Below are 20731 nucleotides of genomic sequence, written 5' to 3'. Positions count from 1 at the left end.
GATTCTTCCCTGGATGAACAGCAAGTATAGTCCGGCGACACTGTATGTAAAATGTACGGCAGGCCTCAGATATAGAGGTTCTTGCGGGAGAAGCGTTCTACCAGGGGCTGGTAGGCAGAGCCCAGAAGACGGTTGATGGCGTCGATGCCCCAGGCGTCCGGACCCACCAGGATCCGTGATTCATCCCGGAGGATGCCCTTGACGATGGTTTCTGCCGCCTTGTCCGGGGTGGTCATGGCCAGTTTGTCGAAACCCTTGCGCTGGGCCTCGCCGTTTTCGGACTTGCCCATACGCGCGGAGTTGGCAATGTTGGTCCGGATACCGCCAGGGTGCACACAGCTGACCGACACCGGCTGGCCCTCAAGCTTCATCTCCTGCCGTAACGATTCGGTGAAGCCCCGCACCGCAAACTTGGCGGCGTTGTACGCACTCTGCTTGGGTACGCCGATCAGGCCGAAGACACTGGAAATGTTCACCACGTGACCGTCACCGGAGGCAATCAGGTGCGGCAGGAAGGCCCGGGTGCCATGGGCCACACCCCAGAAATCAATATCCATGACCCAGCTGAAGTCCTCGTCGGTCATTTCCCGGACCGAGGCAGACAGAGCCACGCCGGCGTTGTTGACCACCAGGTTGACCTGACCGAAGTCCCGGGCTACCTCTTCCGCGTGGGCATAAATCGCATCACGGTCGGACACATCCAGCCGGTAGCTGCGGACGTCCGCATCCTTGAGTTCCGCCGCTGTTTCCGCCAGGCCGGTTTCATTCACGTCGGAAATGGCCAGTCGGCAGCCCCGGGCCGCCAGGGCCCTGGCAAGGGAGCGACCGATACCGGAGCCTGCCCCGGTAACAACGGCGACTTTGTTCTTCAAATCCTTCATAACAGGAGCCTCTTGTAGTGGTTTTCCTTGTATAGCAGAACTGCTGTGGAAAACCACTTTAGGCCCCGAACGCGGCCGCGCCTATGGCAGCATACGCCCCTCCCGACAGGCAATGGGGTCAGTGGCCCGGCTCGCCCAGAAGGTTATCGAGTGGCTGGTCATAGCTGGGGGCGAAAACCTCCAGGAAATACTGAACTTCCGGCAGTCCGTCCTGCTCAAGCCGTTGCCGGATCTGACTGGCAGCCGGCCCGAACTCCTGATTGCCCGCACGGATCTCTGCCTGGCACTTGAGCCAGGCCGACAGCCGGTCAGCGGCCTTGATCAGCTCCTTTTCCTCCTTTGCCAGTTGCGACTCCCGCAGGTAAGGCGCAAACGGGCCCTGCAGGTCTTCCGGTAACAGGGCCAACAACTCCGCCTCGGCCTTGTGCTCGATGTCGCCAAAGGCTTCCCGCATGACCCTTGAGTGATACTTAACCGGTGTTGGCATGTCCCCGGTGATCACCTCGGTGGCATCGTGATACAGAGCCGCGGCGGCAACACGATCCGCGTTGACCGTGCCACCAAAGCGGTGATTACGAAGGATCGCCAGGGCATGGGCCAGGATGGCCACTTCCCAGGAGTGGGTGGCAACGTTCTCCTCGATGGCATTACGCATCAGGCCCCAGCGCTTGATCCACCGCAGGCGCGAAACATAGGCGAAGAAGTGGCTTACGATGACCCCCATACCCCGATTCCTTTTTTTCGTTAAGTGATAACCCGTGAACCCTATTTCAGGTATTTCCGTGTTAGCTTTACAACTGGTGAATGTATTGCGCTATTAGCAGGTGGATTATACGTGCCTCGAATCCGATGTCTTTGCAAGCTCGTCTTTGTTGCGCTGTTCTCACTGGCACCGCAGCCAAACGCCTGGGCTCAAACGGATATTGTTGTCGGCGTTTACGATTTCCCGCCGATCGCCCACATCGACGAAAATAAAAAAGTCGAGGGCCTGCTGGGAGACCTTCTCAGAGAGCTGGAAACCGTCAATCAGGATGTCACTTTCCGCATCTTCCATACCTCCCCCAAACGCCGTTACCTTGATTTCGACGCGCACCGGTACGACGTCATTTTCTTTGAAAGCCCGAACTGGGAGTGGCAGGACAAACAGGCGCTGATCAGCCCCCCGCTGCTCATGGAAGAAGATTACTACATCGCCCTGAACAAGCCGGGGCGTGATGGGAGCTTTTTCGACCACCTCGACCAGCGCAATATTGTCGCTCTTTCCGGCTACCACTATGGCTTTGCCGGCATGGAAACCGATCCACGGGAACTCGAACAACGCTTCAACATCGAATTCTCGGACAGTCCCTGCCGGAACCTGGAGCTGATCAAGGCGGACCGGCCCTCGGTTGCACAGGTGGCCATCATCAATGACTCATATCTGCAGATGCATCTGGACCAACACCCTGAAGACCGGGACAGGTTCCTGATTTCGGAACAGCCGGACCAGACCTACCAGCTGAGTATCATCACGCACCCGGAAGGGCCCGTCACCGCCCGGGACATGATGGATCTCTTGGCGCCATTGATCGAGTCCGGGCGTTACCAGAGCCTGGTGCAAAAGTGGGGGCTGGATCTGCCGCCATCTCTTCCATCAGACTCTTCGGACAACTGAAAACACACTCAGCGGACATCCAGGGTAAAGGGCACCACCACATTGCCTTCGGCACCCACCTGGGCATCACGCACCGGGTCCAGCAGGAACAGCTGGTCGGCCGGAACCTCCTGGGTATCGGTCAGCAGCTGGCGAACCGCCAGGCCCCGATTCCGGGCCAGATTGTTGAGTGACTCTGGCGGCAGATTCCGTTCGCCCGAGAGATAGGCCTCGCGGGCACGTGCCCAAGCTTCTTCGGACAGCTCGTTCTGGCCGCCATCGGTCAGCTCATCTCGCAACAGCGCCAGTCCGTCGGTTTCCTGTGACACCGCGCCACGCACGTTCAGTAACAATTCGGGACGCTCGCGCAGGGCATCGGCCAGCGCCGACAGTTTGGCCCCCTCACCTTCTGCCAGCTCAACGCTGCCAGGCACGAAACTGACCTGGCCGAGATCCTCGCCGGTCAGACCTGCCATCTCCGCAATCGAACCGAGCATGCTGAATGGCGAAGCTGCCGCCTTCACCAACAGATTCACGAACGCACGCATGGCCACCTGGCCGAGACTGAACTCGGGATCCGACAGGTCGCCGCTGATCGGCAGGTCCACCTCGATCACTCCATCCCGGTCCCGGAGCAGCGCCAGGCCCAGTTTTACCGGCGCATTGACGGCTTCATCACTGGCCACCGCCTGGCCCAGCTCCAGCCGGTCCATAACAACCAGGTTCGTGGCCTCAATCCGGCTGCCGGCAATCTCGTAATCCAGGTCCAGGTTGAGCTTCCCGCTGTCAACGCCGTAACCCAGGTAGCGGCCGAAATAGGGCGACAGTTCCGGCAGGGACAGGTTGTCCATGGCCAGCGTGAGATCACTGACGTCATCGGTGCCCAGAGTGCCAAGGGTGCCTTGGAAGTCCACCTTACCCACCTGGCCAACCCGGCCCCTGAGGGACACCTTGCCCTGTTGCGGCGGGATATTGCTGATGCCGATGACCGAGCCGGAAAGCTCGTCAAAGGAGGTGGTAAAGGCCGGACTCAGGGTCCGGTCCGTGTAGGCCACCGAACCGTTCTCAATAGCCAGCTCCCCGATCCGGAAGATGAACGAGGGCTGCCCGTTTTCGGAGGCCGTGGTTTCGTCAGCCTGTGTATCCGCGGACGTTCCGCCGCCGGACAGCGGGATTCGCTCGACATTATGGACGGCGTCGGTCCCGCGCACGATGTTGGCAACCGGCTGCACCACGCTGATAGTGCCGATTTCCAGGCGTGCGGGGCTGACGTTGTATTCGATAGGGGAAAGACGCAACGTCTGCAAGGATAGCAGCCGGTTCTGCTGGCCTGCCAGGCGCAGATTCAGGTTGCTGACCTCTGCGGTGCCACTGAAGGTTCCGGTCATCGGTTCCTGCTGGCTGTCCAGGTCGAGATTGCCGTCAAAACCCAGTTCACCGCCGGCCACGCTCAGGTTCGCGGCCTGCTGCAGGTAGGGTTCAAAGGCGGACAGGGTGACCTGGGACCCGGACACCGCCGCTTCAAAGGTGAACGGCGCCGGTGTTACCTGCCCCTGAAGCGCCAGCCGGCCGCCGCTGGCCAGGGTGGCACTGAAATCATAGCTGACCGGCTCTTCCAGCCGGTGGCTTATGGTTCCGGTGGAGAGGGAAATGTCCTGCAGCCGCAGATCTGCCTCGGTGGCGGGTACTTGATCCTGCCAGCGCACCGCGGAGCGGGCGATGCGGATGCCGTCCACCGACCACCGGAACGGCCTGGTGTCGGCCGCCGACTCCGGCGCCGGTTCCTCGGTCTTTGCACCGCTGCTGTCACCCGCCAGCGGCGCCATCCAGTCGATCAATCCGTCGGCATCGCGGGCTATGGCCAGATCCAGATTATCGACCATCACCTGTCCTACATTGGCCTCCCGGGCGGTCAGATCAAACCCGATCTGGTCAACACCTACACGGCCGCTGGTAAGCCGGGCGACCTCGGCCTCCGCGTCAAGAGCCACCGCCAGGTCCGCGAGAGACAATTCACCATTCTCCGTGGCCAGGTAAAACACCTCCCCGGCCTGAAGCTCGTAGCCGGACTGGACGGTGACACTGCCACCACGCAGGTCATAGGGTAAGTAGGGTGCCAGGAAATGTTCGAGGGTTTCATAACTTATGTCGGCAATGCGCAGGCTACCCCTGGAATAGAGCGGCGTCACACTCAAGTCGCCCTGCCACTCAACCGTCTGGCCGCCGATGGCCGCCAGCAGGTAGTAGTTGCTGTCGCCCTCTTCCCGCGGCCAGGTGGCAAGGTCGTTGAGAGAAAGGTCCAGGGGCGTGATCCGGAATTCTGCTGGTTCTGCCTGGCTGAAATCCCGGAACAGGAGTTCGCCACCATCAATGGCCAGCTGGTGGAAAAACAGCTTCGGAGGGCCACTGTCCTGATCGGACGTTTGGGTTTCGGGTTCAGGCACTTGCTTCGATTCCGGGTGAGCGGCCTGCCAGTCGCGGGCGAAATTGATGCTGTAGTCTTCGAGCAGGTCAGCCCGGATGTAGGGCTCCTGCAGGCGGATCTCCTGGAAGCCGACGATACCCCGAAATAACTGGAAAAAACTGAGATTCACAAACAGCCGCTCGAAGCCAAGGACCTTCTCACCGTCACTGTCGTTCGCAGACAGTTGCGTCGCTTGCACCGTCAGGGCAAACGGATTGATGGCAAGGTCCGTTAACTCACCCTGCCATTTCATTTGCTGATCCAGCTGCTCGGGGATGGTGCGCTTGAGCCACCAGGGCAACAGCAGAAACCCCGCCAGGGCATAGAGAACAACCAGAACGAGGACCGCGATTGCGAGGTTCCTCGATAGACGACTCTTTTGACGGCTCCGGGGCACGAAACTCTCCTTTGTGTTTGGCGGAAAACCGGGGCTGGATCAGCCCCTTACCTGACACAAGGATAGTCGGCCCGGTGTCCGTTTGTCAGCTTGTGGTGTTCTGACCCGGCACAACGAAGTCTGGAGAGGCCGTAACGGCAATGACAATCGAGACCGTCAGCCCGACGTCAACGCTGGCGACTGACACAAAGGTGTGAACCCGCTATGCTCAGAGGCCTTACCTGTAGACAGTTCGCGCGGCGGTTGAGCAAGACGAGGAGGAGTGGATGGACATCGGCGACATGCGTCGTGATTTCGAAAGCGAAGGCCTGGATCGGGAGCATCTGGACGACAATCCGGTCCGGCAGTTCCAGCAGTGGTTCGAGGATGCCCGGACAGCCGGCATACTGGAGCCGAACGCCATGTCCCTGGCAACCACCGGCAACGACGGCATGCCGGACCTGCGCACGGTTCTGCTCAAGTACTTTGATGAGCAGGGCTTCGTGTTCTACACCAATTACGGCAGTCGCAAGGCCCTCGAGATCGAGGAAAATCCCCGCGCGGCCCTGTTGTTCCCCTGGATTGGTCTGAACCGCCAGGTCCGGATCCAGGGCCCGGTCGAGAAGGTCAGCAAGGCCGAATCCCTGCGTTATTTCGCTTCCCGGCCCCGGGGCAGCCAGATTGGTGCCTGGGTATCGGAGCAGAGCAAGGCCATCACCTCCCGCGGTCTGCTGGAGCAGAAGGTGGCCGAAATCAGACGCAAGTTCTCCGAAGGTGACGTCCCGCTGCCAAGCTTCTGGGGCGGTTACCGGGTGGTTCCGGAACGGATCGAATTCTGGCAGGGCCGACCGAGCCGGCTTCATGATCGCTTCGAGTATGTGAGGGAAGGCGATGGCTGGCTCATCCAACGACTGCAACCCTGAACGAGTACCCAGGTCCATGCCGCAGATCTGGCTGTGCCATGAGACGCCGGGCGGGGATCCGGTGGTTCCGGAATGGCTCATCGACTATGAACGGGAGACCGTCGCGAAATTCGGCGGCCCCCGCAAACGGGAATACCTGACCAGCCGCTGGCTGATCCGCCAGGCCATCAGCCGCACCAGTGGTGAACCGGTCACCGACTGTCGTCCGGTACCCGGGCGTCCGAACCGCTCGGAGGTGCCACCCGGCTTTTCCCTGTCCCTGAGTCACAGCCATGGCCTGTCGGCCTGTGTGGCAAGCCCGGTGGCGGGCCTCGGGGTCGACATCGAGCCTCTGCAGCGGCATCCTCAGTGGCACAAGGTGGTCAAACGCTGGTTTACCCCCAGGGAGCAGGAATGGCTGTTCCGTGCCGATGATCCGGGCAACTTCCTGCTCTCCTGGACCCTCAAGGAGGCCTGGCTGAAAGCTACCGGCCGCGGTATCGCCAACAACCTGCAGACCCTGGAGGTATTGGAGGGTTTTGAACTGTATGGCGATCAGGACGACAGCCACTGGTCGGCCTACTGTTACGAATGCGAGGGGTTCCTGGTGACGCTGGTCTGCCGGCAATCCGGGGCCACCGGCCAGCCCGGCTGGCCCTCCATCCAGTTGCTGCAGCCGCCGGCCGAGGACTTCGGCCTGGGTGATGCGGAGGTCCTGGAAACTTCTTGGGAACCGCCTGTCCAGCGCATCATTCACCCTGCAACCAGGACAGAGTGAGAGACAATATGACTGAATCCGGACGCTGCCCCTGGTGCGGCACCGATCCGCTGTACGTGCATTACCACGATACGGTCTGGGGCCGGCCCGAATACGATGATCTGGCCCTGTTCGAGAAGCTTTGCCTGGATGGCCAGCAGGCCGGCCTGAGCTGGATCACCATCCTGCGGAAGCAGGACAGTTACCGGGCCGCTTACGACGGCTTCGATCCCGAATGGATTGTCCGCTATGGTGACGACAAGGTGGCCGAATTGCTGGCCAACCCGGGCATCATCCGTAACCGCCTGAAAGTTCAGTCGATTATCCGCAATGCCCGAGGCTATCTGGCGCTTCGGGAACGGGGCCAGGGGTTTGCCGATTTCCTGTGGTCCTTTGTGGATGGCCAACCCATCCAGAACCGGTGGCGCACGCTCGACGAGGTGCCCGTCACCACCCGGGAATCCGAGGCCATGTCGTGGGCGCTGAAGAAGCAGGGCTTCACGTTCGTCGGCCCCACAATTGTCTATGCTTTCATGCAGGCTACCGGGATGGTCAATGATCACCTGACCGGTTGCCCGCAACATCATGAATGTGCGCAGCTGGCCGGATGATCCTGTCACGCCGAGAGTGCGTAAATACCGGGGTAACACCAACTCCGGAGATTCACTGTGAGAATCACCCTCGAAGAACTCAGGGACACCAAAGACCTGGTCGTTGACCTGCTGGAAATCCTATCCCTGGAAGGCCAGCAATACATAGCCAGACTGGTTATCGGCGACCAGGCCCTTCTGCTATCCGATGCCGGGGGCAAGACCGCGCTGTTCCGCAGCGCCTGGCAAATCCAGGACAGCCTCGGATCGTTCAATATTCTCGAGACCCAGGTAGTGCACCCATCCGCCTACCATGAGATGGTCGGCATGGCACCGGCCGACATCGAACCCATGAGAATCAGGATCCAGAGGCAGCGGCAGTGATTTCTGTGGCACGACTTGCGGTCCTCGTAGGCATCGCCGGACTGATTCCGTTCATTGTCGGTACCGCCGGGCTGTTCCTGATGCCCGGAAACAGTGTGGCGATCCTGGCCTATTTCTATCTCTACAGCGCGGGCATCCTGGCGTTCATGGCGGGCATCTACTGGCCCATCTCCATGCAACTGGAAAACCGCTGCTATCCGCTGTCCCCATTGGTGACGATGCTGCTGAGCCAGGCCTTCTTCGTCACTGCCGGCATAGGTCTGCTGCTGCCCACAACGGCCCAGGTCGTGGTCTATACCCTGGCCTACATGGCGCTCTATCTGGTGGACACTCGCTGGATGAGGATCTACTGGCCAGCCTGGTACCGTCAGATGCGTCTGGTGCTGACCGCAGTGGTCCTGATGTGCCAGGTCACTGTCGGTGCCTGGTTCTTCCTTATCCATGGCGCCTGAATTCAGGCGCCCGTTTCATCTCCCGCGGAGCCGAACCGGCTCTGCAGTTTGCGCAGCGCGCCTTTCTCGATCTGGCGGACCCGTTCCCGGCTGATACCGAGGGCATCGGAAATGACCTGCAGCGTCTCAGCATCGGGCAGGCCCAGACCGAATCGCCGGGACAGGATATCCCGCTCGCGATCGCTCAGTTCGTTCAGCATCATCCGCAGCTCGCTACGCCGGTCCCGCTGGGACATGGGATAGTCCGGAGCCACCTGCTCCGCGGCCGGTAGCGCGTCCGCCATGGTCGCAGAGCCGTCCTTCAGGATCGGCACGTCGGTGGACACTTCCCGCACCGCCAACGCCCGCAATTCACCAATCCTCGACGGCGTCGCCTCCATGGCGCTGGCCAGTTCGGACTGCGACGGCGTGCGGCCAAGCTGCTGATGCAGGCGGAGCGATACTTTCTGGAGCTGACGAATTTCGCCCACCACGTTCTCCGGCGTGTGGACCACCCGGGTGCCCCGCTGCAGGCATCGTTTCACTTCCTCGCTGATCCACCAGTAGGCATAAGTGGAGAAACGAAACCCCTTGGTGGGATCAAACCGTTCCACGGCCTTGATCAGGCCGACATTGGCATCCTGGATCAGATCCGGCATGGGGATGCCGTGCTGGTTGTACCTCCGGGCGATGTGCACGGCCAGACGCAGGTTGCTCTGAATCAGTTTGCGCCGGCAGGCCATGGCAAGGTGGTAGGCCCGGAGGCAGCGCGTGGAGAACGCGCACGCATCGCCGATACTGCCCATCACCTCGCGAAAGGTCTGGGGTGTCGATTCGGGCAGTCCCAGTTCGGTGCTGACAATCCGGAAACACAGGGACAGTTTTCGGGACAGACGACGCTCCTGATCGTCGGAGAGCATGTGATAACGGGACGCATCCCTGAAATACAGCCCGACCAGGGAATCCCTTTCACCATCGTTGGGCGGAGTCGGAGACGGCCCCTGCCTGTCATCTTTTCGCATGGCTACGGTACCGGTCTGGGTCAGAATATTCGTGAATGAATACGTTTGGAGCAAGCAGTCAGATTGGCGCGGTAGGGGGAAATGCGGAGGCCGGAGTCAGGCCAGAAAAGTAACAGGAATGGAACGCCGGAAGTGGGATCGGCCGCGCCCGGCCGTGAGAACCCACCTGAAGTGAGCCTGCCGACCGGGCGCCCGATCTGGAGGCAAGACGTCCTCCATTACCAGTGAGCGGAGCGACCGGTTCCGCCCACCGGTAATCCTTTACTCGATGGATGCCGCCACGATGGCGTACTCGTGGTTGTGAGGCTCAATCAGGCTCGCATGCAGGGCACTGATCGCCTTTTTATAGTTGTCCTCATCCACCACAAACTGGATATCCACCTGGCGCATGCACTGGTGAATCGCCAGTACGCTGATGTCTTCATCCGCGAGTGACTTGACGGAACGCGCCAGGATGCCCGGGACCTTCATGTCGCTGCCGATGGCCGATACCAGCGCCACCTTACGGGTATTTAGCTCGGCGTTCGGGAATTCCTCCTTCAGCGCCTTGACCACACGCTTGACATGCTTGAGCGTGCTGTCCACGTAGTGGGTGATGGTATTGGCATTGGTGTCCTTGGACATGAAGCGCACCTTGAAGCGGCTCAGCACGTCCAGGATCCTGCGGTCGGAACCCGGCTCGCCCTGCATGTCCTGGTCGAACACCTCGATGGCGAACACACCCTTTGCGCCGGCAATGATTTCCACCTGCGGGGTCTCGCTGATGTAGTCACCGGTGATCAGGGTACCCGTATGCTCTGGCTCGAAGGTGTTCATCACCCGAAGCGGGATCTCGTTCTGGCGCAGACCCTTACCGGCACGGGGGTGGATCGCCTCCATACCCAGGTTGGCCAGCTGGTCGGCCACGTCGTAGTTGGTCCGCCCAAGGGGTACCACCTTGTCAGCGCCGACAATGTTCGGGTCGGCGGAGCTCAGGTGATATTCCTTGTGGATGATGGCTTCGCGGGCGTTGGTGATCACCGCCACCCGGCTGAAGGTCATTTCGCTGTAGCCCCGATCAAAGGTCCGCATCAGACCTTCCTTGCACTGGGCATAACCGGTCACGATGGGCAGCTCTCGGCTCAGATCAACAGCATCGAAGGCCTGCTTGAGCTTCTCATCGAGCGGCAGCAGCTCGCTGTCGCGCCAGCCGGTCAGGTCGACAAAACGGGCGTTGATGCCTTCCTGCTGCAGTTTAAGGGCAGTATTGAAAGCGCTGTGGGCCTCACCGATGCCCGCCAGCATCTCACGAACGGTCAGCAGGTGCTCCTCAAGCTGGAACTGGCCATAGGAGCACAGCCGCTGAAGATCGATCAGGCAGCCGCGAACGCCCTCGATACGGTCGGTGATGAACTGGTCCGCCTGCTGCTTGAGCATCGGATCCTGGAACAGCTCACCGTTGATGTCGGTGAGGAACTTCACCAGCTTGGTGAGGTCATCGCCCCAGGCCCAGTCCGACTCGGCATCCGCAAACAGGGCATAGACCCCGGGCTCACCGGTCTTCTTGTGTTCGAGCAGCTCGTTGGTCACGCCACCATAGGCGGACACCACGAAGATGCGCTGGTAGAGGTCGTCCTTGCTGCGATTACCAATGATGATATTGTCGCGAACGGTCTCGTAGTTGCTCATGGAAGTACCGCCGATCTTCTCGACGGTATGCTGTGCAGTAGTCATATAGTTGCCTTCGCTATCCTGCAGAATGAATGTCCCGGAAGTGCGGGCGCCTTACGACGCCTCGCTGACTCCTTCCTGCATGATCTCGTCGACACTTTCCGCCAGCAGGGAGGCACCCTTACGGAGGTCATCCTCACTGGTGGTCAGCGGCATCAGGCATTTGATGACTTCATCGTTCGGACCACTGGTCTCGATGATCAGGCCGCGCTCGAAGGCACGCTTGGTGATCGGACCGGTCAGATCCGCGTCCTTCGCTTCGATACCACGCATCAGGCCCCGGCCCTTAATCTTGAACTCGCCCGGGTACTTGTCGCAGATGGCCTGCAGGGCATCGCCCAGAACCTTGGTCTTGGCCTTCACTTCGTTAGCAAAGGCGTCGTCCTTCCAGTAGGTCTCGATCGCGGTACGGGCGGTGATGAACGCCATGTTGTTACCACGGAAGGTACCGTTGTGCTCGCCCGGATCCCAGACATCCAGCTCCGGCTTGAACAGCACCAGTGCCATCGGCAGGCCGTAGCCACTGAGGGACTTGGACACGGTCACGATGTCCGGCTTGATACCCGCAAACTCAAAGCTGAAGAACTCACCGGTCCGGCCGTTACCGGCCTGGATGTCGTCCAGGATCATCAGGATATCGTGTTTCTTGCACAGCTCGGACAGGCCTTTTAGCCACTCGGCACGGGCGGCGTTCAGACCACCTTCACCCTGGACCGCCTCAACGATCACAGCGGCCGGCAGTTCAACACCGGAGGAGCTGTCAGACAGCACCTTGTCCATGATATCCAGGGTATCCACGTCCTCACCCAGGTAGCCGTCATAGAACATGAAGTCCACGTGGCCCAGGGGGACACCCACACCACCGCGGTGATGCTCGTTACCGGTGGCGGCAACGGCGCCGGCAGTTACGCCGTGGAAACCGTTGGTGAAGGAAATGATGTTGGTACGACCTTTCACCTTGCGGGCCAGCTTCATGGCCGCTTCCACACAGTTGGTACCGGTGGGGCCGGTGAACTGCATCTTGTAGTCCAGGCCACGGGGGTCAAGGATGTACTTCTTGTACGACTCCATGAAGTCGTGCTTCGCGGTGGTAAACAGGTCCAGGCCCTGGCTCACGCCGTCTGCCTCGATGTACTCGAGCAGGGCTTTCTTCAGGATGTCGTTGTTGTGGCCGTAGTTCAGGGAACCGGCGCCGGCCAGAAAATCCAGGTATTCCTTGCCGTCTTCGGTGTAAAGATGTGCGTTCTTGGCACGGTTAAAAATCACCGGAAAGGCACGGGAATAAACGCGTACTTCTGATTCGGTCGACTTGAAAATTTCCATTGTCTTGCCTCTTAGCATTTCAGGTTCGAGGTAGATGCGCGGGGACCTGTCGGTTAATACATGTCGGTCGCGACAAGCCCTCCGTGCGTTGGTTTAAGCCTTGGTGGCAGACCTACCTCGGGTGGTCTGCCGGCTAGTCCAATTCACAGTCAGTCATTCACGATCAGAGATCGTGAGACCAGGGCTCTCAGACAGGCTTCGTGAAAGGTCCGATGCGCAGCAGGAATTCGGAATCGTGCTTGCCACCGAAGTGTTTCTCTTTCTCGAAGTGCTCGTGGTAGGTGAGCTCGGCTCCCATATCACGGGCAAATGAACGGAACAGCGCCCAGGAGGCCTCGTTGTCCTCGGTGATGGTCGTCTCCATATGGGTGACGTCTTTGCACGCATCACGGGAAACGATCTCTTTTAGCATCCGTTTGGCGAGGCCCTGTCCACGACCTTTCTCGTGAACCGCCACCTGCCAGACAAACACGGTCTCGGGCTGTTGGGGAGGGATGTATCCGGAGATAAAGCCGACCAGATCGCCTTCCTTCTCCGCGGCCACGCCGGTCTCGGCAAAGTGGCTGCACTGCAACAGGTTGCAGTAAATCGAGTTGGGGTCCAGCGGCGGGCACTCGGCCACCAGCTGGTGGAGCCTGTAGCCATCATCCTTCGTGGGTGTACGAAGACTGATGGCGGTGGTATTCGAACCTTCTGATGTCATAACGTGATCAATTCGCTTCTAAAAATTAGTGCTGAATTATATAGACCACAAAATATATTTCAAGTTGCGGTCCATTTGTCCACGGCAAGACGCCCGTCCTCACGCTTTAAGAATAGACCGAATCGAAGCAATCGCCAGTGACAATCGGATTAAAAACCGGAAGGAAAAACGACATCTTCCGGCGCCAGGGAAGTACCGTTGAGAAGCCGATTCCGATAGGACACTTCGGCATCGGAACCGGAGGGCCAGAGTGCGTCAAACCGGGTCAGCCAGGCCCGGTGATCAAAGGCCACGGGCACCAGCGAAAAGTTCAGATCGCGGCACTCCAGCGCTGCCACGGGCTCAACAGAGGGTCCGGATACGCTGATGCGGGTAATCAGCCCCCGGGGGTCGCGGTGCAAGTTGCCCATTCCGGCCGAGCCATTATTGACCACCAGCCGGGCCTGCCTTGCCACCATCCCCGACCACAGCACCGGCAGGCAGGTATGGGTGCAGACCATGGCATCGGCCCCGGTCAGCCTGAACCAATCCACCAGGGTGGCTTCGTTACCTTCAGAAAAGGCTTCGTGAGCCAGGCCCCAACCCGCCAGGGATTCGGGATCGCCATGTAGCACCAAAATCTTTAGGCCTCCAAACATAAGGCAGCGATACCGGGGCAGATCAGCCAGTTGCTTCCGGATATCCGGGTGAACTGAGGCCACACCCTGCAGCCGTTCAATGATCCGGTTGGAGCGATCCACCACGCCCTGATCGACAAACTCGGGATAGACGCAACCGCAGCCGGCGCCGGGGCTCGGATTGGCCACCTCATACTCCACATTACCCAGGCTGACGGTATGCCCGAGCACCCGTTCATTGACGGCCCGGAACAGCTCGTCACTGGCGTTGAACCAGTTGAAGTCGCCGTTGAACACCAGCTGGACGCGCCGGCCCTCCCGCTCTTCCGCCTTGGCCATACGCTCGATTTCATCCAGCGCAAGGATATTGCCGTAGAGACCGCCGATCACATACAGCACATCGGCGGAACCCTCGCTGACCTGCCGGCACAGGTCAACGGGAGCATAGCGGTAAGCCAGGGGACAAATGCGACCTTTCTCCGCCATGAATCAGGCCTCCCCGGCGGCCAGGGAGCGCCCCGCCAGGCGCCTTAGCACCAGAGGCATAAAGAACCCGGCGGAACAGATCAGGAAGCCCCAGGCATTCACGCCCAGCAGCATGGCGTACTTGCCCTCACCAATGGCCCAGCTTGGGGGAATCAGGCCCACGGCCAGCAAGGCACCCAGCCCCAGGCCGGTCCAGAAACTCAGGTGAAAACTCCAGGGCGACCAGCGGGTGAAGCCGTAGAACAGGAACACCGGCGCAAGGCCCATCACCATAGTGCCGGAGATGGTCGTGGCCTTCAGGATGTCGGTGCCGGCAAACATCGGGAGGTTTCCAGCAAAGGCAAACACGACCATCACCACAGCGCCAACCCGTATGCTGGGCAAACGGTCTTTTGCACGCCCGGCAAGTCGTGGCAGGTCTACCGCCAAGGATTTCGCCAGCGAGGTAAACGTGGAATCCAGGGTGGAGCCGGCAGAGGTCATCATCACCACACTCATGAAGAACAACGCCGCCAGCCCGAGCGACTGACCCACAGCCGCCGGCGCATTGCCCATGGCTTCGATACCGTTCAGGCGCGCATGGACACCCACGAGGCTGAAAATGAACACCGCAACAAAGCCCAGCAGACCGGCGACCACAAAACTCCTGAGCATGGTCTTTTCCTTGTTCACGAATCCCCGGTCGGTCAGCACCGGATCGTGAAACGGATAACTGAACAGCTGAAGAAGGGCCACGAGCAGCAGATCAAAGCCGGCATCCAGCCGGAACTCACCATTGGAAAGCAGGGCACTGGTATCATTGGCCGGAACGATGAGGAACAGCACTGCCCCGACAAAGAACACAAACACGAAGGCCTGGATCACATCGGTAAAGATCGACGAACGCAGCCCGCCTTTCAGGCTGTAGGCCAGGGTAAACACGGTAAAGACCATCGCCGCCGCGTAAAACTCCCACTCCCCGGGCAGTCCGAAGTAACCACCCACGACCGCGGTGTTACTCCACACCTCGTTATAAAGCCGGATCAGAATCGCCGCCGCAAACGCCAGACTGGCCAGCCGGCCAAACCGGGAGGTCAGAAAATCCTGCAGGCTCCTTGCCCCGGTCTGGGTCCGAATCAGGTAGATCACATAACCGGCCACCGGAATCGACAACCAGTAACTGGCATAGGCCAGACCACCGACAACGCCGTAGGCCGCCCCCAGGTTGGCCGCATTGGTCACCGACTTGGCGAAGATCCAGCTGATAAAAATACTGGCCGTCAGTGACCACTGACCAACCGGATTCCCCTGATCATCGGCGCCTTTATAGAACGAATTCGCGTTCTTGCTCTTTGGCGACAGCACATACATCACGACGCCGTATACCAGCAGAAATCCCCAGAACAGGGAGGCTTCAGTAAAGTTCATCTTTCTTTCCGGTCTGTTGTTTTGTCCGGGGCTCTTCCCGGGGTTTCTTGGCTTGAGTGGTGCCGGCGATGACAGGGACAGGGTCGTGAATTCCCCGATCAGAGCTGCTGGTCACCACGAAAACTCAAATTTCTTTGTTTCTTATCTTTTCTTTTTCTAACGAATAGCAAAATCGTTTCCGCGGCCTGGGGGGTGGGGATCGTTTCTCTGCCGGAAAAATTGTCTGAGCGCAGCGAGTTCTTTTTTCCAAGGAGAAACGATCCCCACCCCCCAGGCCGCCAACTCCCAACTATCAGTCCTGAAACACCAACTACCCAGGAGCCGAACAACTAGCCCCAAACCGATAACAGGAAAAACACCGGTGATGCCGCAACATAATCCGCTCATCCATGCTCTCGGCCAACGACCCGCCCAGGTCATACTGCGGATCATCATCCACCAGCGTGCAGGCATAGACCCGCACCGCATCGCCCTTCTTCACCAGCATCCGGGTATAGGTACACATGAAATGCGCCCGCGATTCCTTGGTCGGATACGTATCCATGCAGGTCTCGGTAATCTCCGGACTGCCATCCTCGGAACCCGGTGTGCCCAGATCCGGGAACGCGGTAAAGGCCAGGTCCTCCGGGATATTCCACTCACGGAAAATGTCACGGAACGCCGCCTCGACGTCTGAGGGAATCTCTTCCGGGTCGGTCTGGCGGGCAATGGACACCTTGAAGCCCTGCTCGATCAACCAGCGAATGCCCTCCAGCGCCTGGTCGAAGCTGCCTTCGCCCCGGTCCTTGTCGTGACGCGCCCGGTCCGGGAAATCGAGACTGACCCGGAAATGGATCGGAAAGGGATTGTCCAACAGCGGCAGCACCTGTTGCCGACGCTTCAGCAAGGGCCCGGTGCCATTGGTGAGCACAAAGCAGGGCCGGTGCTGGCTGGCGTAATCGAGGATGTTGACGAAATCCCGGATGACAAACGGTTCGCCACCGGTGAACGAAAACTGTTCCACACCCATGTCGATGGCTTCGTGGATAAATGGCTTCACATCGCTGAGTTTCATGCCGGGGATGCGGCCGTCGCCAGGGTGGGAACCCTCGAGGCAGAACGGGCAGGCCAGGTTGCAGGCGGTGCCCGTGTGAATCCACAGTTCCTTGAGCTTGTCCGAATCGATGTAACCCCGGGGGTCACCGTTGCGGGTGTGGGTCCAGCTGTCGAACGCCCGGGGTTCGAGGACTTCCACGGCCGGAATGCGTTTACTGCGGGCCGGTCGGGTTTCGGTCAGGGGCATAGATGCTCCTCGATCATTCAATGTTATTGGGCAAAGACACGGGTTAGGCAGTTCTGTTACAGCAACCGCCCGACTTTTTAGCCCGTCGTCACCTCTTTACGTTTTTCCTGCTGGCTCTGGCCTTTTTTACCGCGGCGCCAACCGTGAAGTTTCTCAAGAAGCTTGAGGATGCCTTCCGGCGCGTGGGCGCGTTTCCATTCGCCGGCCGCGTACTTGGCGGACTCGTTCCAGGTTGGGTAGGGGTGGATGGTACCGAGGATCTTGTTCAGGCCCAGGCCATGTTTCATCGCCAGAGTGAATTCCGCAAGGATTTCACCGGCGTGGGTGCCTACTACAACCGCGCCCAGAATCTTGTCCTTGCCCGGAGGTGTCAGCACCTTGATGAAGCCATAGTCCTCGCTCTCGGCTATCGCCCGGTCCAGATCATCCAGGCCATAGCGGGTGACTTCGTAGGCAATTCCCTTATCCTTCGCTTCGGCTTCACTGAGGCCAACCCGCGCCACCTCCGGCGAGGTAAAGGTCACCCAAGGCATCACCCGGTAGTCCACCCGGAAACGTTTGAACTGGCCAAACAGGCCGTTCACCGCCGCGTACCATGCCTGATGGGCGGCGGCGTGAGTGAACTGGTAAGGACCGGCCACATCTCCACAGGCAAACACGTTCGGGTAACGTACGCTCATATCCTCTTCAACCGGCACGGTACCGTTGGGCAGGGTGTCCACGCCTATCCGCTCCAGGTTCAGGCCGGAGGTGTTGGCTGCACGGCCGACCGCTACCAGCACCTGATCGAACGGAATTCTCACGCGTTCACCCTCATGCTCGCAGTAAGCGACCTTCTCGCCGTTCTCAATGTGGAACTCGGCCGCAGAATGCTTGAGCCGGACGTCTATGCCATCGGCCTCGAACTGTTTCAGCACCACCAAGGCAACATCGGGATCTTCCTTCGACAGCAGACGTTCGCCCCCCTCCAACTGGGTTACTTTACTGCCCAGACGGGCAAAGGCGTGGGCCAGCTCGGAACCGATCGGACCACCGCCCAGCACCAGCAAGCGCCGCGGTTGTTCCTGCAGTTCCCACAGGTTCTCGGAAGTCAGCGGCTCCATGTCTTCAAGCCCCGGAATTGGCGGCATGGCTGGCCTGCCACCGGTGGCCACGACGATGCTGCGCGCCGTCAGCCGTTCGGCGTGACCATCGTTGTGCCGAACCTCCAGCTCCCAGGGAGATACGAAGCTCGCCTCGCCGGAGATGCAGTCCACACCCAACTTGCGGTAGCGCTCGGGGGAATCGTGGGGTTCCACCCGCGCGATCACGTCCCTGACCCGATTCATGATGGTCTTGAATGAGCCCTTCACCGGCACCGACTCCAGGCCGTAGCGATTGGCGTGACGCAAGGTGTCGGCCGCCTTGGCGCTGCGAATCAGGGCCTTGGAGGGTACGCAGCCGGTGTTGAGACAGTCACCGCCCATTTTGTGCTTCTCGATCAGGGCTACTTTCGCCTTGACGGCCGCAGCAATGTAGGCCGAGACCAGGCCTGCAGAACCACCGCCAATGACCAGCAGGTTGTAGTCAAAATGCTCGGGTTTTTTCCAGCCGGCATACACCCGGCGGCGACGGATGAAACCCACCACAAACTTGGCGATGAGGGGGAACAGCCCGAGCAGGGCGAAGGACAGGAGCAGGTCGGCGGACACGATGTCGCCAGTGGACTGGATCTGACCCAGCTGGGTGCCGGCATTCACGTAGACAAAGGTCCCCGGCAGCATGGCAATCCAGCTAACCAAGGCATAAGTGCGCAACTTCATACCGGTCAGGCCCATGGCCAGGTTGATCAGGAAGAACGGAAAAACCGGCACCAGGCGCAGGGTTGCCAGGTAGAAGGCACCGTCCTTTTCAATGCCTCTGTCGATCTTTGCAATGGTGTCCTTGTAGCGCTCCCGCAGGGTATCCCTTAACAGGAATCTTGCCACCAGAAAGGCCAGGGAAGCACCCACGGTCGAAGCAATGGATACCGCAGCCAAGCCATAGAGATTTCCGAAGAAGGCACCGCCGGCCAGGGTCATGATGGTTGCGCCAGGCAGAGACAGGGCCGTCACGACCACATAAATCAACCCATAACCGATCACCGCGACCAGCAGGTGTCGGTCAATCCATTGCCCCAAGGCAGCCTGATGCGACTGCAGGTTTTCCAGGGTCAACAGCTTGTGGCCGTCCAGGCCAATAAAAACAGCCACGATGGTGGCGATAGCCAGAATGAGTAATAGCTTGCTTCGATTCATGTCCATACCTGCAAAAAATTTATAAACCAGTACGCTGTTATTGCTGAGACACGATCACCGGCAGGATGTTACATCGTCCCTGAATTGATATTTTTGAGCAATCGCTACAGAATAGCGGAACTTTTCCGGAATCCGAAACACTATAAAGACACACAGATCCAAGGCAGACTGACAAGGGACGGAAACCCATGAACACAGCGGTGCATCCGGAAGCTGAAACTTCACTGATCGAAGCACTTAAACAAGGTGATTCGAGCGCCTACAAGCAAGCGGTGCGCGAGTACTCCCCGGGTATGCTGGCGGTCGCCCGGTTCTATCTCGACCACTCCAGTGCCGAAGAAATTGTCCAGGATTGCTGGGTTACGGTAATTGATGCCATACACAAATTTGAAGGCCGTTCCGGTCTGAAAACCTGGCTGCACCGGATCGTCGCAAACCGGTGCAAGAACAAGCTCCGCGCCAGCAAACGGGAGGTGGCTACCGACTTTTCCGAGGGTCTCGAACCGGAGCTGGCCGAACGCTTCAACGCCACTGGCCGATGGGATGTGCCGCCAAAGCTGCAGTTCCACGAATCCGCCGATACCCTGATGGAAAATGGCGCACTCAGCGATTGTCTCAACAAACACTTGTCCGCTCTGCCGGAGTCCCAGCGCTCCGCCCTGATTCTCTACGAAGCCCACCAGCACAAATCCGAGGATGTCTGTAACATTCTGGATGTCAGTGCCTCTAACCTTCGGGTACTTTTACACCGAGCGAGGCAGAAGATCTTCCTCATGGTGGAGAACTTCCAGGAGACGGGCGAATGTTAATGTGCAGGGACCTGGCCGAAATAGCCAGCGACTACATCGATGGCGAACTGAACGGCCGGCGGAATCTGTCCGTGAAAATGCACCTGATGATGTGCAAGGACTGCCGGACCTTTATCGGCAACCTGCGCGCCAGTACCGACCTTATGCGGGCGCACTCCGCCGGCCATCCGGATGAGGAACTCCTGCGCCGGATCGACGAACGGGTCTCCGAAGCACTCAAGACGCGAAGAACCCGGGACAAAGACGACGAATGAATACTCCCGGCGTCGGTCTCACACTCCCGGGATTTTTTGCATGCCCCTGTTTTCTCTCGGACCAACCGCCTGAACTCGTCTTTGCCGTTCGGCCTCGAGCCTGTCCGCCCAACTCTCTACATCGATCGGAATGGTCCCGGTGACGCAACAACGCTTCGATCTGGGGCCGGAAACCACGCACCATGGCCGTCAACCACCGGTTCAGTGGCCAGCTGGGGTAAGCGTGGTCAATGGTGAATTGATCAAGCACGGTCGCAGTCGTTGAGGCCGGTAGCCAGCTCTCATCGGTCACCCAGCGATTTACCGTGAACAGGTCGGTGGGATAGCCCCAGGCGTCCATGGAAATGGCGACCAGGTTCGCCAAGCCGGGAATACGAAGTTCTGTCATAACCTTTCACCTCCTGTCGGCGCGACTTCGGGAAAT

General features: G+C 59.5%; 20 protein-coding genes. 8 read left to right on the top strand and 12 right to left on the bottom strand.

Annotated features, from left to right (window positions below):
- Positions 1 to 65: 65 nt before the first annotated feature.
- Positions 66 to 881 (bottom strand): SDR family NAD(P)-dependent oxidoreductase, encoded by an 816-nt coding sequence (locus R6W86_RS04080; protein ID WP_410328107.1) that lies wholly within the window; start codon positions 879 to 881, stop codon positions 66 to 68.
- 118 nt (positions 882 to 999) lie between these two features.
- Entirely contained in the window at positions 1000 to 1605 is a 606-nt protein-coding gene (gene yfbR / locus R6W86_RS04075) for a 5'-deoxynucleotidase (protein ID WP_410328106.1), read from the bottom strand.
- A gap of 111 nt (positions 1606 to 1716) precedes the next feature.
- Between yfbR and R6W86_RS04070 the strand changes: the two genes are divergently transcribed.
- Positions 1717 to 2535, top strand: coding sequence for a substrate-binding periplasmic protein (locus R6W86_RS04070; protein WP_410328105.1), 819 nt, complete (start codon positions 1717 to 1719; stop codon positions 2533 to 2535).
- Between the two features lie 8 nt (positions 2536 to 2543).
- Here R6W86_RS04070 and R6W86_RS04065 read toward each other — a convergent pair whose 3' ends face one another.
- A complete protein-coding gene (locus tag R6W86_RS04065) occupies positions 2544 to 5375 on the bottom strand; it encodes a DUF748 domain-containing protein (RefSeq protein ID WP_410328104.1) in 2832 nt (943 codons plus the stop codon).
- A 266-nt stretch (positions 5376 to 5641) separates the two neighbouring features.
- Here R6W86_RS04065 and pdxH point away from each other — a divergent pair, with 266 nt between their 5' ends.
- Genes pdxH through R6W86_RS04040 form a run of 5 tightly spaced genes read left to right on the top strand, consistent with a single transcriptional unit; the run spans position 5642 to position 8439 of the window.
- Positions 5642 to 6277, top strand: a complete 636-nt coding sequence (gene pdxH / locus R6W86_RS04060; protein ID WP_410328103.1) for a pyridoxamine 5'-phosphate oxidase — start codon at positions 5642 to 5644, stop codon at positions 6275 to 6277.
- Between the two features lie 16 nt (positions 6278 to 6293).
- Positions 6294 to 7034 carry a 4'-phosphopantetheinyl transferase family protein gene (locus R6W86_RS04055; protein WP_410328102.1) on the top strand — a complete coding sequence of 247 codons (741 nt, stop codon included), beginning with the start codon at positions 6294 to 6296 and terminating at the stop codon, positions 7032 to 7034.
- Positions 7035 to 7042: 8 nt separating this feature from the next.
- On the top strand, positions 7043 to 7624 hold the full coding sequence (locus tag R6W86_RS04050) for a DNA-3-methyladenine glycosylase I (protein ID WP_410328101.1): 582 nt from the start codon (positions 7043 to 7045) through the stop codon (positions 7622 to 7624).
- 57 nt (positions 7625 to 7681) lie between these two features.
- Entirely contained in the window at positions 7682 to 7987 is a 306-nt protein-coding gene (locus R6W86_RS04045; RefSeq protein WP_410328100.1) for a DUF6482 family protein, read from the top strand.
- Positions 7984 to 8439 carry a DUF3429 domain-containing protein gene (locus tag R6W86_RS04040; RefSeq protein ID WP_410328099.1) on the top strand — a complete coding sequence of 152 codons (456 nt, stop codon included), beginning with the start codon at positions 7984 to 7986 and terminating at the stop codon, positions 8437 to 8439. Before R6W86_RS04045 ends, R6W86_RS04040 begins: the two co-directional genes overlap by 4 nt.
- Positions 8440 to 8441: 2 nt before the next feature.
- Here the strand turns inward: R6W86_RS04040 and R6W86_RS04035 are convergent, their stop codons facing one another.
- The 8 genes from R6W86_RS04035 to R6W86_RS04000 all read right to left on the bottom strand — a co-directional run bounded on the left by R6W86_RS04035 (position 8442) and on the right by R6W86_RS04000 (position 19244).
- Complete coding sequence (locus R6W86_RS04035; RefSeq protein WP_410328098.1) at positions 8442 to 9440, bottom strand: RNA polymerase sigma factor RpoD/SigA; 999 nt, start codon at positions 9438 to 9440, stop codon at positions 8442 to 8444.
- Between the two features lie 261 nt (positions 9441 to 9701).
- A complete protein-coding gene (locus R6W86_RS04030; RefSeq protein WP_410328097.1) occupies positions 9702 to 11153 on the bottom strand; it encodes an aspartate kinase in 1452 nt (483 codons plus the stop codon).
- Positions 11154 to 11204: 51 nt separating this feature from the next.
- Positions 11205 to 12473, bottom strand: coding sequence for a diaminobutyrate--2-oxoglutarate transaminase (gene ectB, locus R6W86_RS04025; RefSeq protein ID WP_410328096.1), 1269 nt, complete (start codon positions 12471 to 12473; stop codon positions 11205 to 11207).
- A gap of 187 nt (positions 12474 to 12660) precedes the next feature.
- Positions 12661 to 13176 carry a diaminobutyrate acetyltransferase gene (gene ectA, locus R6W86_RS04020; protein WP_091998752.1) on the bottom strand — a complete coding sequence of 172 codons (516 nt, stop codon included), beginning with the start codon at positions 13174 to 13176 and terminating at the stop codon, positions 12661 to 12663.
- 149 nt (positions 13177 to 13325) lie between these two features.
- Entirely contained in the window at positions 13326 to 14279 is a 954-nt protein-coding gene (locus tag R6W86_RS04015) for a hypothetical protein (RefSeq protein ID WP_410328095.1), read from the bottom strand.
- Between the two features lie 3 nt (positions 14280 to 14282).
- Positions 14283 to 15686, bottom strand: a complete 1404-nt coding sequence (locus tag R6W86_RS04010) for a sodium:solute symporter family transporter (RefSeq protein WP_410328094.1) — start codon at positions 15684 to 15686, stop codon at positions 14283 to 14285.
- A 310-nt stretch (positions 15687 to 15996) separates the two neighbouring features.
- Positions 15997 to 16968: a radical SAM protein gene (locus R6W86_RS04005; RefSeq protein ID WP_410328093.1), complete on the bottom strand. Its 972-nt coding sequence runs from the start codon at positions 16966 to 16968 to the stop codon at positions 15997 to 15999.
- 77 nt (positions 16969 to 17045) lie between these two features.
- Entirely contained in the window at positions 17046 to 19244 is a 2199-nt protein-coding gene (locus R6W86_RS04000) for an FAD-dependent oxidoreductase (RefSeq protein WP_410328092.1), read from the bottom strand.
- Between the two features lie 188 nt (positions 19245 to 19432).
- Here R6W86_RS04000 and R6W86_RS03995 point away from each other — a divergent pair, with 188 nt between their 5' ends.
- Both R6W86_RS03995 and R6W86_RS03990 read left to right on the top strand, forming a co-directional pair.
- Positions 19433 to 20053 carry an RNA polymerase sigma factor gene (locus tag R6W86_RS03995; RefSeq protein ID WP_410328091.1) on the top strand — a complete coding sequence of 207 codons (621 nt, stop codon included), beginning with the start codon at positions 19433 to 19435 and terminating at the stop codon, positions 20051 to 20053.
- Positions 20047 to 20307: an anti-sigma factor family protein gene (locus R6W86_RS03990; protein WP_410328090.1), complete on the top strand. Its 261-nt coding sequence runs from the start codon at positions 20047 to 20049 to the stop codon at positions 20305 to 20307. Before R6W86_RS03995 ends, R6W86_RS03990 begins: the two co-directional genes overlap by 7 nt.
- On the opposite strand, the gene R6W86_RS03985 is transcribed toward R6W86_RS03990, so the two are convergent.
- Positions 20270 to 20647 (bottom strand): DUF6969 family protein, encoded by a 378-nt coding sequence (locus tag R6W86_RS03985; RefSeq protein WP_410328127.1) that lies wholly within the window; start codon positions 20645 to 20647, stop codon positions 20270 to 20272. The genes R6W86_RS03990 and R6W86_RS03985 overlap by 38 nt on opposite strands.
- Positions 20648 to 20731: the final 84 nt, after the last annotated feature.

The sequence above is a fragment of the Marinobacter sp. genome, assembly GCF_046484525.1.
Lineage (GTDB): Bacteria > Pseudomonadota > Gammaproteobacteria > Pseudomonadales > Oleiphilaceae > Marinobacter.
Note: the sequence above shows the minus strand (reverse complement) of the source record. Positions and strands in the feature narration are given on the sequence as shown.

Bases quoted from the DNA above. Each gene is read 5' to 3' on its own strand.
- R6W86_RS04005 (WP_410328093.1), bottom strand. From the start codon at position 16,968: ATGCCCCTGACCGAAACCCGACCGGCCCGCAGTAAACGCATTCCGGCC.
- R6W86_RS04010 (WP_410328094.1), bottom strand. From the start codon at position 15,686: ATGAACTTTACTGAAGCCTCCCTGTTCTGGGGATTTCTGCTGGTATAC.
- pdxH (WP_410328103.1), top strand. From the start codon at position 5,642: ATGGACATCGGCGACATGCGTCGTGATTTCGAAAGCGAAGGCCTGGAT.
- R6W86_RS03990 (WP_410328090.1), top strand. From the start codon at position 20,047: ATGTTAATGTGCAGGGACCTGGCCGAAATAGCCAGCGACTACATCGAT.
- R6W86_RS04080 (WP_410328107.1), bottom strand. From the start codon at position 881: ATGAAGGATTTGAAGAACAAAGTCGCCGTTGTTACCGGGGCAGGCTCC.
- R6W86_RS04000 (WP_410328092.1), bottom strand. From the start codon at position 19,244: ATGAATCGAAGCAAGCTATTACTCATTCTGGCTATCGCCACCATCGTG.
- R6W86_RS03995 (WP_410328091.1), top strand. From the start codon at position 19,433: ATGAACACAGCGGTGCATCCGGAAGCTGAAACTTCACTGATCGAAGCA.
- R6W86_RS04015 (WP_410328095.1), bottom strand. From the start codon at position 14,279: ATGGCGGAGAAAGGTCGCATTTGTCCCCTGGCTTACCGCTATGCTCCC.
- R6W86_RS04035 (WP_410328098.1), bottom strand. From the start codon at position 9,440: ATGCGAAAAGATGACAGGCAGGGGCCGTCTCCGACTCCGCCCAACGAT.
- ectA (WP_091998752.1), bottom strand. From the start codon at position 13,176: ATGACATCAGAAGGTTCGAATACCACCGCCATCAGTCTTCGTACACCC.
- R6W86_RS03985 (WP_410328127.1), bottom strand. From the start codon at position 20,647: ATGGACGCCTGGGGCTATCCCACCGACCTGTTCACGGTAAATCGCTGG.
- R6W86_RS04055 (WP_410328102.1), top strand. From the start codon at position 6,294: ATGCCGCAGATCTGGCTGTGCCATGAGACGCCGGGCGGGGATCCGGTG.
- R6W86_RS04030 (WP_410328097.1), bottom strand. From the start codon at position 11,153: ATGACTACTGCACAGCATACCGTCGAGAAGATCGGCGGTACTTCCATG.
- yfbR (WP_410328106.1), bottom strand. From the start codon at position 1,605: ATGGGGGTCATCGTAAGCCACTTCTTCGCCTATGTTTCGCGCCTGCGG.
- R6W86_RS04050 (WP_410328101.1), top strand. From the start codon at position 7,043: ATGACTGAATCCGGACGCTGCCCCTGGTGCGGCACCGATCCGCTGTAC.
- ectB (WP_410328096.1), bottom strand. From the start codon at position 12,473: ATGGAAATTTTCAAGTCGACCGAATCAGAAGTACGCGTTTATTCCCGT.